This window comes from Rhizobium sp. ZPR4 (assembly GCF_040215725.1).
GTDB lineage: Bacteria > Pseudomonadota > Alphaproteobacteria > Rhizobiales > Rhizobiaceae > Rhizobium > Rhizobium rhizogenes_D.
Window position 1 is genome coordinate 1940332 of record NZ_CP157967.1, and the last position, 13105, is coordinate 1953436.

A 13105-nucleotide genomic window follows, 5' to 3' on the forward strand; every position below is an offset into this window, starting at 1 on the left:
ACAGGCTCATTAACCGAGACCGCTCGCAATTGCCATCGAAATATGCTGATTTGTGAAGAGCGGATGTCAGTTGCGGAAATGCGCTGAGAAATCCGTGCTGTAGCCTTCGTCCTTGATTCGACCTGCGAGCAGCATCTCCGCCCCGAGCCTGCCGATTTCATCTGAACTCTTGGCAGCCGTGCCGCAGCCGCCCGTCAGAACCGCAACGCGCGGCGAAGAGGTGTAGCCGATCATGGGGTAGCCGGTCGGCGAATAGGAGACAGCGCAGGAATTGGTGAAAGCCGGTGGCCGTTTTACGCCAGGAACGAGCCCGTGGAATATCCGCACCAGATGCTCGCGCGCCTTCTCGCGGCCGGCGGTACGGAACCATGCGCGCAGTTCCGCCTCGGTCTTGAATTGCAGATCGTCGGGATCGCCACCGATCTTCATGTAGTATTTGCCATCCGGATAGCGGATCGGCGGCAACATGTAGATGCTGTCCACATCGTCAGCTGCTTTCGATATCAGCGAAGGCATGCCGGAAAGCGCCTCAGCCTCGGTCTCACTGACCTCGAAGAAAGTGACCGTGCGGCCATAAACCTTCATCTCAACCGGCTGCTGCAAGAGATTCTCGGCAATGGAGAAACCGCCGGCGGCGAGCAATATTCTTTCGGCGCTGAATGTCTCGCCCTCGGCGGTTGTCACGGCTGCAAATCCGCCCTCGTCGCGGATCGACAGCGCCGTCTGCTTGATGACGCGCGCGCCGGCTTTCTCTGCCAGCAGAGACTGCGCCTTGACCAGCCGGCGCGGGCTGATATGGCCGGCCCCGTGCGGTTCGAACACCCCTTCGCTTCCCGATGCGAAGGAGAAGAAGGGAAACCTCGCCTTGAGCTCGGCATCGTCGAGAATGTCCGTCTGTACGCCGAGACGTCCGGCCGCTTCTACGACATCACCGACATAACTCGTTTCGCCGCCCCGCTTCGGACCGACGACAAGGCAGCCGACCGGCGCATAGAATTGGATGCCGCTATCCCGTTCGATATCCGCATAGCGACTGATCGAACGGTTTGCGAGGCGAGCCCAATCCGTGTCCGGATCGATCGTGCGGGTGATGCGGCCCTCATCGTAATGACTGCCGAAGACGCCCTGATGGCTGGCGTGATCTTCAGGTTCATCCGGCCCGATGACGGCAACGCCGTCCGTTTGGTTTGCCAGGTGACGGGCAGCCGCTGCTCCCATCATGCCCCGGCCAACGACGATGAACCTGAAATCCGCTGCCATGCTGTAACCCTCATCCATAGTCGCGATTTCGATAGCACGGAAAGCGATTCCGCCCTACTCGAAATCCTAGCATGAATGTCAATCCAGAAGTGCAAGCACCTTGCCGCAATAGCGCTTCGAGATCGGGTTCATGCGCGTGGCACCATGCCCGGCATTGTATTTGAGGATGGTGTTGCAGGTCGGACCGCCGCCGAGATCCTGTGCCATGGCAAGATATTTCATGCCGAACTTGATGTTCGTCTCGGGATCGTACAGCCCCTTGGCTCGTCCGGAATATCCCATCAGCCGGGCCGTTGCCGGCTTGATCTGCATCAGGCCGATCTCGCCCGCGCTACCCCGGGTTTGCGGATTAAAATTGCTTTCGATCTTGATGACGGCGGTCGCCAGTTCAACTGCAACGCCGTTTTGCTTGGCATATTTGGCAATCAGTGCGGAATAGCGATTTTGCCGTGCGAAGGAGGTCTCGGCGTCGCGCAATTCGGCGGGAACATTGGGAACCGGAAAGCCGGTGGTGCGGCTGACGATCTTGAGAGGAACAGTTTTCTGTTTTGCGTGACGCTGGCCCGCAAAGGCGCAATCATATCCCACCAGCAGCACGCCCACGCATGCCACAGCCGCAACAATCAAATTTTTCATGTAGTCTTTTGTCTCCAGGGGCGGGACCGCGGACAGCACAAGCCATCACGTCCGGCTGGAGGCAAAAAGAGCCGCCGGAATGCACAGTCCCCATTGGTCGTCTACGGCCGCGCGACACACAAACCCAGACGGCGCGACCGCCGTTCAGCGAGCGTCGTTAGACCAATGCAATGCGGAGATAATAGGGAAAAGCTGTGGCGTAGCAGGGAGTTACGCTTTTTTGCATCTATAGCCGGCTATAGATGCAGACCACGGGATCGAACGAGTTACGAATAACGGGGCAAAGTCGAAAGTAGGCGATGCAGCGTATCGATCGTGGAGAAATCAGCAATGCCGTCCACTCGCTCCTGCCGGAAATGACGTTGGAAGGCCTCAACGTCCCCTTTGAGCTTTTCCGAGAATTCGCCATTTATTTCAGTGCTGTAGCCATAGAGCGAAAGCATCGACTGCAGAGCCTCGATCGGCTGACCCACATCGCCCTTCTGGAAGAAGCGACCGCCGGTGATCGAAGCCGGCTCAACCCAGTGTCCGACACCTGCCGCAGCCAGCCGTGCCCAAGGGAATTTCTCGCCTGGATCGACCTTGCGCACAGGCGCGACATCGGAGTGTCCAAGCACATGTTCGGGTGCGATTGCCCAGCGTTGGCCGCAATCGCGACACAGTTCGATCACCGCTTCGATCTGCGCATCGGGGAATTCAGGCAGTCCGCCGGGGTGGCCGGCATTGGCGATCTCTATGCCGATCGACGATGAGTTGATGTCTGTTTCGCCATGCCAGGAGCTCTTGCCCGCATGCCAGGCTCGGCGCTCCTCTGGAACAAGCTGCATGACGCGACCGTCCTCGAAGACGAAATAGTGGCTCGACACCTGACTCTCCGGACGACAGAGCCAGTCCAAAGCTCCTTCGGCGGTCCCCATGCCGGTATAATGCAGAAGGATGATATCAGGCCGACGTCCATCTCGCCTCTCGCCATGGTTCGGCGAAGGCTGCACCTGGGCGCGAGCGAAATCGGCCTTGAATGCACTCATGCTGCGCGGCGTTCTTTCTCGATCTCGGCATAAGCCGCATTCAGAGCTGCCATGCGCTCATTGGCGATGACGTGGAACTCCTCGGGAACCCCTCGCGACACGAGGCGATCCGGATGGTTCTCGTAGACGAGGCCATGGTAGCGGCGGCGGATCGTCGGGAAATCGTCCTGGCGCGAGACACCGAGCACCTTGTAGGGATCGCGACCGCCGACATTGACATGTCGCGCCATGATCTGCTCGAACCGCTCCTCGCTCATATGGAAGATTTCGGCCACATGCTGAAGGAACGCCATTTCCTTCTCATGGATCAGACCGTCGGCCTTGGCGATATGGAAGAGGCCGTCCAGCACGTCTTCCAGCACAGGGCAATTCTTCGTGCAGGTTTCGCAAAGAGAGGAAAGCCGCTCCGCATAGGCTTCGTAGCCGGCCACGTCCTGACGTGCCAGATTATAAAGACGAGCGACATTTTTCGCCTGATCGGGCGGAAATTCGAAGATCTCGCGAAACGCGTTGACCTCGTTTTCCGTCACCACGCCGTCCGCTTTCGCCATTTTGGCGGAAAGAGCGATTATGGCGACGGAAAATGCCACTTTGCGGCGCGTTTCTGGATCGCCTTCAAAGACGGTGCGAATAGCCTCGACCACCGCCGACAGGGCATTGCCGGCGGTGCTACCGATAGCATTCAGCAATTTTTCCCAGAACGACATGCCGGTCTCTATATCCTACTCAAATAGTAGAACACCTTGATCAAATAATGGTTGCCATTGCAAGCAGTCCATTCGTCGCAAGCCCGAAAACACTTTTCACAATTTGGTAATGATGCTGCATTGCGAACTGTCGTCCAATTGCCCTCGCCCGGCTTTTGAAGACGAAACAAACCGCCGCTTTCTTAAATTCTTTACTTTACACCCTTGCCTGCCTGTCGCATCCATTCCACCGCAACCATTGAAATGACGCAGCTTGCCTGCAAGGAGGATCCCCATGGCCAAACAGAAAGTCGCAATGCTCACTGCCGGTGGATTGGCGCCCTGCCTTTCGTCTGCCGTTGGCGGGCTGATCCAGCGCTATAGCGATGTGGCGCCCGATCTCGACATGATAGCCTATCGTTCCGGCTACCAGGGGGTTCTGCTGGGTGACAGCATCGAGGTGACGCAGGCCATGCGAGAAAAGGCCTATCTGCTGCACCGCTATGGCGGTTCGCCGATCGGCAACAGCCGCGTCAAGCTCACGAACATCGCAGACTGCGTCAAGCGCGGCCTGGTCAAGGAAGGCGAAAACCCGCTGCGCGTCGCAGCCGAGCGGCTGGCTTCCGACGGCGTCACCATCCTTCACACGATCGGCGGCGACGACACCAATACGACCGCCGCCGATCTCGCTGCTTATCTCGGCGCCAACGGCTATGATCTGACCGTCGTCGGCCTGCCGAAGACCGTCGACAACGACGTCGTGCCGATCCGTCAGTCCCTTGGCGCCTGGACGGCCGCCGAAGTCGGCGCTGACTTCTTTGACAATGTCAGCAACGAACAGACCGCCGCACCGAAAACACTCGTCATCCACGAAGTGATGGGCCGTCACTGTGGTTGGCTGACGGCAGCGACCGCGCGCGCCTACATCCAGAAGACCAGCGCCAACGAATATGTCGAAGGCTTCATGATGAATGCCGACCTGAAGCGCATCGACGGCCTTTACCTGCCGGAGATGGTGTTCGATATCGAGGCGGAAGGCGAACGGCTGCGCAACATCATGGAGAAGACCGGCCAGGTAACGCTCTTCGTGTCGGAAGGCGCCGGCCTCGACTCCATCGTCACCGAACGGGAAGCCTCGGGCGAAACCGTCAAGCGCGATGCCTTCGGCCATGTGAAGATCGACACCATCAATGTCGGCGGCTGGTTCCAGAAGCAGTTCGCAGCAATCATCGGCGCCGAACGCTCCATGGTGCAGAAGTCGGGCTATTTCGCACGCTCCGCGCCTGCAAACGGCGAAGACCTGCGCCTGATCCAGGGCATGGTCGATCTCGCAGTGGAAAGTGCGCTGAATAAGGTATCGGGCGTCACCGGACATGACGAAGGTCAGGGCGGCAAGCTGCGCGTTATCGAATTCCCGCGCATCAAGGGCGGCAAGGCCTTCGATATCTCCGCTCCCTGGTTCGCCGAAGTCATGGACCATATCGGGCAGAAATACACACAGATCTGAGTCATCGGTGATCAACCGGACTGATCTGCGATCAATCGGCCTGATTGATAATCAGGTGGATTGACGGATGGCCAATCCGATGTCTTTGCTGGCGGCGAAATAGGAATTAGGGGAGGATTCCATGTCCATCGAAACCTGGCTCGCTTTCGCCGCCGCGTCCTGCATCATGTTGGCCATACCGGGTCCTACCATTCTCCTTGTCATATCCTATGCGCTTGGCCACGGCCGCAAAACGGCCCTGGCAACGGTGACGGGCGTCACGCTTGGCGATTTCACGGCGATGACCGCCTCGCTCGCTGGTCTCGGCGCCCTCCTCGCCACATCAGCGACATTATTCACGATTCTTAAATTGATCGGCGCAGCCTACCTCGTTTTCCTCGGAATCAAGCTGTGGAGAGCACCCATCGTAACAGGTCCGCTCGGCGATAATGACAATCTCCCAGAGGAAAAACCGTTAAAAATTCTCTTACACGCATATGTTGTAACTGCCCTCAACCCAAAAAGCATCGTTTTCTTCATTGCGTTCGTCCCGCAATTTCTCGACATGTCGAAGCCATTTCTTGAGCAAACGCTTATTCTAGAGGCAACTTTCCTCACTTTAGCCGCGCTGAACTCGCTCATTTACGTGTTCGTCGCGGACATGGCACGCGGCTTCATCCGCAAGGCAAGCGTGCAACGCGCCGTTAACAGAACGAGCGGAACCTTGCTGATCGCAGCCGGTGCAGTGACAGCCGGATACCGCCGGATGGCCGCCTGAAGCGGTGCAGGGTTGCGGGGTGATCACGGATAGGTTAATGGGGATTCATAATTTTATCGATCCTGTGACCGAATTTGGCGGTCCTGTGGCCGAATTGCATCGAAATTAGGTTTGGTTTTTTTCGAAAGTGACAGAATGGTAACGATCGGATTTCCCAGCCTGAAGCGCAGCGTTGCCTTATCGGCAGTGATGTGCGGCGCGCTCGCCGGGTGCGCAAGCACTCAGCAGCAGACGTCTCAGGCAGAACTCCCGTCGGCACACACCAACGTGCCGCATCCGAATACGACCCTGACCGCAACCGGCGCAGTCGCGCCTGCAGGTAGCGCGACAATCGCCGCGGTCGCTCCGGGCTTCATCGGCCCGCGCCAGCCGCAACAGACAGCAATCTTAAAGTCCGGTCGCGTTGTTCCGGGCACGACAAACGTTGCGGCCGCGGCTGTAGCTCAGCAGCAGATGGACGCGGGCCGCTTCGGCGCGCCGGCGGCAAACGCGACCAATCAGGGCACCGCCGCAATCGCTGCGGCAACGGGCGCATCCGCTGGCGGCACATCAACGGCTGCGGCCTATGCAGCATCAGACGTGCCTCTGGTGCCTTCCGTGGTCGCGATCCCGATGCCCAATCCGGCACGCCCCGGCGATGCCGCGCTCACGCCGGTTTCCGCCTCCGTGGCTCAGAGAGAGCCGACCATTCCGATGACATCGGATGTCGCGGCCATCCAGGTTGCGGTGCCGACGCCGCGTCCCGATTCGATGGCACAGGCAGAAGTCGCCTTCGCCACACCCGCTCAGATCGGCGTACAGCGCTATGCGGACAACCGCATGCATTATGACTTCAATTTCGACAGCAGCGGCCCGACGGTCGTCCCGGCTGTCATGACCACCACCAACACTCCGAATTATGATTCCGATGTTCCGGCGGCAGAGAAGAGCTACGTTTCGAAGCTCATCCAGAAATACGCCAAGCTCTACGAAATTCCGGAATCCCTGATCCATCGCGTCGTTCACCGCGAAAGCCGCTACAATCCAAAGGCCTATAACCGCGCTGGATATTTCGGCCTGATGCAGATCAAGTACAATACGGCGAAGTCCATGGGCTACGAAGGCCCGGCGTCCGGCCTTCTCGATGCCGAAACCAACATCAAATACGCCGCCAAATATCTGCGCGGCGCCTGGATGACGGCAGACAGCAAGGCAGAAAACAAGGAAGTCAATGCGGTCCAGCTCTACGCTCGTGGCTACTACTACGATGCCAAGCGCAAAGGCCTGACGGACGTTGCCAACGGCAATTACTGATCTTATCGAGATAGTCTGAAAAGCCGGCCTAGTTCGTGGCCGGCTTTATTACATCCATGATCCGCTTCACCAGGATTTGTGGCCGATAGTCCGCCCAGGTCGGCGTCAACCCCATCCGCACGACAACGAGATTGGCAGACGGAACGATTGCGATCGTTTGGCCGTCGTGACCGGTCATCCAGAAGGTATCTGCAGGCAGGCCAAATTGTGCATTGGAGCCGCCGGGGCCTGCAAGCCAGGCCTGAACCTGCGAGTAAACGCTCTCGGAAGCCTTCGTCGGCGTGCGCATGGCGCCGACAAAACCTTCCGGCAGCAGGCGATGCCCATTCCAGACCCCGTCCTGCAGCAGAAAGAGGCCGAAGCGTGCCCAGTCCCGGGCGTTGGCGTAGAGATAGGAGCTGCCGACGAAGGTGCCGCGCTCATCGGCCTCGAAAACGGCGCTGTACATGCCGAGCGGCCCGAAAAGTGCCTCGCGCGGATAGGAGATGGCAGCGCTGAGATTAGGCAGCCGGTTCATCCAGAGGCGCGAAAGCAGTGCTGCCGTACCGCTGGAATAGCTGAAACGCTCGCCGGGCGCAGCCAATTGATGCGCGTTGGCTGCGATGCTGGTCACATCCGGATCGAGATAGAGCATACGCGTCACGTCCGATACGGTGCCATATGACTCGTTGAAGGCAAGGCCGCTCTCCATGGCGAGAAGATCGCTGAGCTTGATGTCCTTGCGTGAGTCCGCACTCCATTGCGGCAGAAGATTCCGATCGTCGAAGGACATGCGCCCGGCCAGCATGAGGCGGCCGATGATGGCGGCATTGACCGTCTTGGTCATCGACCAGCCGATCAGGGGTGTCCCCTTGCTGAAGCCATCGCCATAGGTCTCCGCGACGATGCGCCCATCCTTGACGACGACGATCGCGCGCATGGCAGGCCCGGCGAGATCCGAATTCGATACGATGTTGGCAAGCTTCGTCCCCTCGTCGCCCTGACCGAGGTTTACCGTATCCCCATCCGGCCACACAGCATCGCTCTTCGGCGCCTTGACCTTATTGAGGAAGACGGCGCTGCGAGCCGCCTGCAGATCTCCGTCCGGCACCAGCGCACAGCCGAGCGCGCCGCGATAGAGCGCACGGTTCGGCGCGAACAATCCGAGGAAGCGGGCCGTGACAACCCCTTCGTCGCGGTCGACGAAGACCCGAATGAGCTTAAGCGCCGGATTGCCGGGAGCCTGCACATCCTCCTCCATTACCTTGTCCGGGTCTCGTTTGGCCACGAACGTATTGGAGCAGACGATCTTTGCCGCATAGCCGTCGCCAACCCTGAGCAATTCCGGCGGATAAACAGACAGCCATACGGCCCCGCCGGCGACAATGATCAGCAGCAGAACAACCAGAGCCCCGATCACTCTCGATATCAAACGCATGTTACATACCCTCCAGAAAGGTAGGCGGAGACAATCAGGAAACGTAACAAGATGAAAGGCCTATCGTCATGGCAGCTCGTTAAATCTGCGTAACGGTCCATTTCCGCGAAATCTGCCAACAGCCCGCGTCATCAGACTGTAGCATTGCCGGGTTACACGCCCTGAACTTCACAAATCGGTGACAAGACTCAGATGACGGAATTCGCCCCGGATGCCGGTCTCCAAAAGAACCGGAAACTCAAGGACGCTCTGCTACAGCACAAGGCACTGTCTAAAGCTGGCCTCTCCGAGCGCCTGTTCGGGATGTTGTTTTCCGGCCTCGTCTATCCGCAAATTTGGGAAGATCCGGATATCGATATGGAGGCGATGGAGCTGCAGGCGCATCATCGCATCGTCACCATCGGTTCGGGCGGCTGCAACATGCTCGCCTATCTCTCGCAAAATCCTGCATCCATCGACGTCGTCGACCTCAATCGCCACCATATCGCGCTGAACAAGCTGAAGCTCGCGGCCTTCCGCCTGCTTCCCGGCCACGCGGATCTGGTGCGCTTCTTCGGAACGCCAGACATTACGGCCAATAGCCAGGCCTACGACCAGTTCATCGCGCCGCGCCTCGACACGGCAACGGCGGCGTACTGGGACGGTCGCGATCTCTACGGCCGCCGCCGCATCACGGTCTTCAACCGCAATATCTACAAGACCGGCCTTCTCGGCCGGTTTATCGGCGCCGCCCATATATTGGCACGCTTGCACGGCGTTCGCCTCGACAAGATGACGGAAGCCCGCACCATGCGCGAGCAACGGCAGTTCTTCGAAGAGGAAATCGCTCCGATCTTCGACAAGCGCGCCGTTCGCTGGCTGCTCGGCCGCAAAAGCTCGCTCTTCGGCCTTGGCATCCCGCCGCAGCAATATGACGAGCTTGCGAGCCTCGCCGGCGACGATTCCATTTCCTCCGTGCTGAAGCACCGTCTGGAAAAGCTCGCCTGTCATTTCCCGATGCGCGACAATTACTTTGCCTGGCAGGCATTCTCGCGCCGCTACGCGGCTCAGCATCAGGGTCCTCTGCCAACCTATCTGAAGCCTGAGCACTATGCCGCGATCCGCGCCAATGCCGACCGCGTCGACGTGCATCACGCCAATTTCACCGAGCTTCTCGCTTCCAAGCCGGCAGCCTCGCGCGATCGCTACATCCTGCTCGATGCGCAGGACTGGATGACCGACGAGCAGCTCAATGGCCTCTGGGCGGAGATCACTCGCACGGCGCGCGAAGGCGCCCGCGTCATCTTCCGCACGGCCGCGGAAAAGAGCATCATCGAAGGCCGCCTCTCTCCAGCGATCCGCGACCAGTGGGTCTATTTCGAAGAGCGTTCACAGGAACTCAACGCCCGTGACCGTTCGGCCATCTACGGCGGCTTCCACATCTACGGGAAAAAAGCGTGAGCCAGGCGGATACGGGCGTAGAAACCAGCGCGAATAACCACGCCAAGCTGATGGACGGCATGTACCGCTATCAGCGTCACATCTATGACCTGACCCGCAAGTATTACCTGTTCGGCCGCGATCGAACGATCGAGCAGCTGAATGTACCCACCGGCGGCTCGCTCTTGGAAGTGGGCTGCGGCACGGGCCGCAATATGCTGCTCGCCTATCGGCGCTTCCCTTCAGCCCGGCTCTATGGCCTCGACATCTCGCAGGAAATGTTGATCTCGGCGCGCGGCAATTTTCGCGGCTTGAAGGAGATGCCGGATTTTCGCGTCGCCGATGCCACGGCCTTTTCGCCGGCCGATTTCAGCGTCGACGGCTTCGACCGCGTCATGATCTCCTACGCGCTCTCGATGATCCCGGACTGGAAAAATGCCATCGACGCATCGCTCGACGCAGTCGCGCCGGGTGGCGAGCTTCACATCGTCGATTTCGGCCAGCAGGAAGGGTTGCCGGGCTGGTTCCGCGCCATGCTCAAGGGCTGGCTGAAGAAATTCCACGTCACTCCCCGTGCCGATCTTCTGACGGTGCTGGAAGAGAAGGCTGCAGCGCGAGGGATGTCGGTGAAAACCGAAAAGATCGGCCGCGGTTATGCCTGGCGAGCCGTGGCGACCCGGCACGCCGCCTGAGTAGCGATGGATTCCAGCGTAAAATCCGGCCCTGGAAGCCGCCAAGCATAAGAATTTGCTTGAAGATAACGCATTTTTTACGTTGATATGGTGAATAAAGTGGCAAGACCAGCTGGCAACGGTATGGTCTGCCGCTCCTTCGGATTCTCGGGGACCATATTACGGAAGCCAAATCTTGGGGCAGCAAGATCACTCGCGCCATTACAGGAAACCTATGCGCCGGCTTCTGGCATGCCTACTGCCGCTCGCTCTCTTTTTGAATGGCTGCACGACAGGCTACGATGCCCTGTCGACAGCGGCCCTTCCCAAGACCAGGTTCGCCGATACGAAACCCCAGGACTTCGGCCGCGATCATCCCGAGCGCCACCCCATCCATGGCATCGATATTTCCAAATGGCAGGGCGATATCGATTGGAAAGCCGTCAAGAACTCCGGCGTTGCCTTTGTCTTCATCAAGGCGACGGAGGGCAAGGATCGGATCGATCCTCGTTTCACCGAGTATTGGAACGAGGCCAGCGCCGCAGGACTTCTGCACGCGCCCTATCATTTCTTCTATTTCTGCTCCACCGCCGACGAACAGGCCGATTGGTTCATCCGCAACGTGCCGAAGGATGCCATGGCGCTTCCGCCCGTCGTCGACGTCGAATGGAACCCTGGCTCCCCGACCTGCAAGACCAGACCGGCTCCTGAAACGGTGCGAACGGAAATCAAGCGGTTCATGGATCGCCTGGAGGCCTATTACGGCAAGCGCCCGATTATCTATACTTCGGTCGACTTCCACCGCGAAAATCTTGTCGGCTATTTCAAGGACTATCACTTCTGGGTTCGCTCGGTCGCCAAGCATCCGAAAGAGACCTACGCAGACCGCAGCTGGGCCTTCTGGCAATATACCTCGACGGGCGTAATCCCCGGCATCAAAGGCCCGACGGACATCAATGTTTTTGCCGGCTCCGAGCAGAACTGGCAAAACTGGGTGGCTGCAGTAGAGAAGCAGGGAAATTCTTAATACTGAGCCCATTTCACTCTTGCTTATGTCACAATCTTCTGTGAAAGCGACCCTATTCTATCACTAGGAAGGATCGCTCATGGATCGTCACACCATTCGACGCGGCGCTCTTGCGTTGCTCCTCGCTTCCGCCATGACCGGTACGGCAATGGCACAGAGCGCGGCTCCGGCCGCAGTGCCGCCCGCAAGCAGCGACGCAACGCCAAAAGTAGCCTGCGGCGGCGATCTCGCGGCTTTTCTGGCTGGCGTAAAGGCTGAGGCGATTGCCGATGGTGCGGATGCCGCGGCCGCCGACAAGACGTTCGCCGGTGCGCAGATCGACCCCAAGGTTCTAGCAATGGACCGCAGCCAGGGTGTCTTCCGCCAGACCTTCCTCGAATTCTCGCAGCGCACCGTCAGCCAGGGCCGCCTCGACATCGGCCGCCAGAAGATGAAGCAATATGCCGACGTCTTCGCCAAGGCTGAACAGGACTATGGCGTGCCTCCCGGTGTCATCACCGCCTTCTGGGCGATGGAAACGGATTTTGGCGCCGTTCAGGGCAATTTCAACACCCGCAATGCGCTGGTCACCCTCTCGCATGATTGCCGCCGGCCGGACTTCTTCCGCCCGCGCCTGATTGCACTGATCGAACTCGTCCAGCGCGGCGACGTCGACCCGGCAACGACGACGGGTGCATGGGCTGGCGAGATCGGCCAGACGCAGATGTTGCCGCCCGATATCATCGCTTACGGCACGGACGGCGACGGCGACGGGCATGTCAATCTCAAGACCAGCGCACCCGACGTCATCCTGACGACAGCGCGCTTCCTCCAGCATCTCGGCTTCCAGCGCGGCCAGCCCTGGCTGCAGGAAGTCACGGTTCCGGATAACCTTCCCTGGGAAAAATCCGGCATCGGCGGCACGCTGACGGCTGCTGACTGGTTCAAGCTTGGCGTCACACCGCGCGACGGAAATACCAACTTCGGCTCCCTGCCGGCAGCACTCATTCTGCCGCAGGGCCGCAAGGGACCTGCCTTCCTCACCTATCCGAACTACAATACCTATCTCGGCTGGAACCAGTCGTTCATCTACACGACCTCGGCCGCCTATTTCGCCACCCGCTTTGCCGGCGCTCCGCCCTATAACAAGGGCAACCCCGAGGCGGGTCTCAACGATGTCGACATGAAGGCGCTTCAGACCAAGCTCGTGGCCCGCGGCTACGATGTCGGCAAGATCGATGGCATTTTGGGTTCCGGCACGCGTGTCGCCATCCAGAAGGAACAGTTCCGTCTGGGGTTGCCGGCAGATGGCTGGGCGACGGCGGCGCTGCTCAACGCGCTCTGATTTCTCCTATACATCGATCGAAAAGGCGGCTCCGGGCCGCCTTTTTTGTACCTGCTCCCCTTATAGCCGTGAGCACCCAC

12 protein-coding genes are annotated in these 13105 nt (G+C 59.3%); 7 read left to right on the top strand and 5 right to left on the bottom strand.

The window, feature by feature from the left end; all coding sequences use genetic code 11:
- Positions 1-66: 66 nt before the first annotated feature.
- The 4 genes from ABOK31_RS09550 to ABOK31_RS09565 all read right to left on the bottom strand — a co-directional run bounded on the left by ABOK31_RS09550 (position 67) and on the right by ABOK31_RS09565 (position 3631).
- Positions 67-1260: an FAD-dependent oxidoreductase gene (locus ABOK31_RS09550; RefSeq protein WP_349958749.1), complete on the bottom strand. Its 1194-nt coding sequence runs from the start codon at positions 1258-1260 to the stop codon at positions 67-69.
- A 78-nt stretch (positions 1261-1338) separates the two neighbouring features.
- A complete protein-coding gene (locus ABOK31_RS09555) occupies positions 1339-1896 on the bottom strand; it encodes a transglycosylase SLT domain-containing protein (protein WP_174179982.1) in 558 nt (185 codons plus the stop codon).
- 266 nt (positions 1897-2162) lie between these two features.
- Positions 2163-2924: an N-acetylmuramoyl-L-alanine amidase gene (locus ABOK31_RS09560; protein WP_349958752.1), complete on the bottom strand. Its 762-nt coding sequence runs from the start codon at positions 2922-2924 to the stop codon at positions 2163-2165.
- Positions 2921-3631 (bottom strand): DnaJ family molecular chaperone, encoded by a 711-nt coding sequence (locus tag ABOK31_RS09565; protein ID WP_174179986.1) that lies wholly within the window; start codon positions 3629-3631, stop codon positions 2921-2923. The genes ABOK31_RS09560 and ABOK31_RS09565 overlap by 4 nt, the downstream gene beginning before the upstream one ends.
- A gap of 274 nt (positions 3632-3905) precedes the next feature.
- Here ABOK31_RS09565 and ABOK31_RS09570 point away from each other — a divergent pair, with 274 nt between their 5' ends.
- The 3 genes from ABOK31_RS09570 to ABOK31_RS09580 all read left to right on the top strand — a co-directional run bounded on the left by ABOK31_RS09570 (position 3906) and on the right by ABOK31_RS09580 (position 7167).
- On the top strand, positions 3906-5117 hold the full coding sequence (locus ABOK31_RS09570; RefSeq protein ID WP_174179988.1) for a pyrophosphate--fructose-6-phosphate 1-phosphotransferase: 1212 nt from the start codon (positions 3906-3908) through the stop codon (positions 5115-5117).
- A 121-nt stretch (positions 5118-5238) separates the two neighbouring features.
- On the top strand, positions 5239-5874 hold the full coding sequence (locus tag ABOK31_RS09575) for a LysE family translocator (RefSeq protein WP_349958753.1): 636 nt from the start codon (positions 5239-5241) through the stop codon (positions 5872-5874).
- Positions 5875-6009: 135 nt separating this feature from the next.
- Complete coding sequence (locus ABOK31_RS09580; protein ID WP_349958754.1) at positions 6010-7167, top strand: lytic transglycosylase domain-containing protein; 1158 nt, start codon at positions 6010-6012, stop codon at positions 7165-7167.
- Between the two features lie 28 nt (positions 7168-7195).
- On the opposite strand, the gene ABOK31_RS09585 is transcribed toward ABOK31_RS09580, so the two are convergent.
- On the bottom strand, positions 7196-8584 hold the full coding sequence (locus ABOK31_RS09585) for a serine hydrolase (protein WP_349958756.1): 1389 nt from the start codon (positions 8582-8584) through the stop codon (positions 7196-7198).
- 192 nt (positions 8585-8776) lie between these two features.
- Here ABOK31_RS09585 and ABOK31_RS09590 point away from each other — a divergent pair, with 192 nt between their 5' ends.
- The 4 genes from ABOK31_RS09590 to ABOK31_RS09605 all read left to right on the top strand — a co-directional run bounded on the left by ABOK31_RS09590 (position 8777) and on the right by ABOK31_RS09605 (position 13025).
- On the top strand, positions 8777-10024 hold the full coding sequence (locus ABOK31_RS09590; protein WP_174179996.1) for a DUF3419 family protein: 1248 nt from the start codon (positions 8777-8779) through the stop codon (positions 10022-10024).
- 50 nt (positions 10025-10074) lie between these two features.
- Positions 10075-10695, top strand: coding sequence for a class I SAM-dependent methyltransferase (locus ABOK31_RS09595; protein WP_174180734.1), 621 nt, complete (start codon positions 10075-10077; stop codon positions 10693-10695).
- A 214-nt stretch (positions 10696-10909) separates the two neighbouring features.
- Entirely contained in the window at positions 10910-11701 is a 792-nt protein-coding gene (locus ABOK31_RS09600; protein ID WP_349958757.1) for a GH25 family lysozyme, read from the top strand.
- A 79-nt stretch (positions 11702-11780) separates the two neighbouring features.
- On the top strand, positions 11781-13025 hold the full coding sequence (locus ABOK31_RS09605; protein WP_349958758.1) for a lytic murein transglycosylase: 1245 nt from the start codon (positions 11781-11783) through the stop codon (positions 13023-13025).
- The last annotated feature ends 80 nt before the right edge of the window (positions 13026-13105 follow it).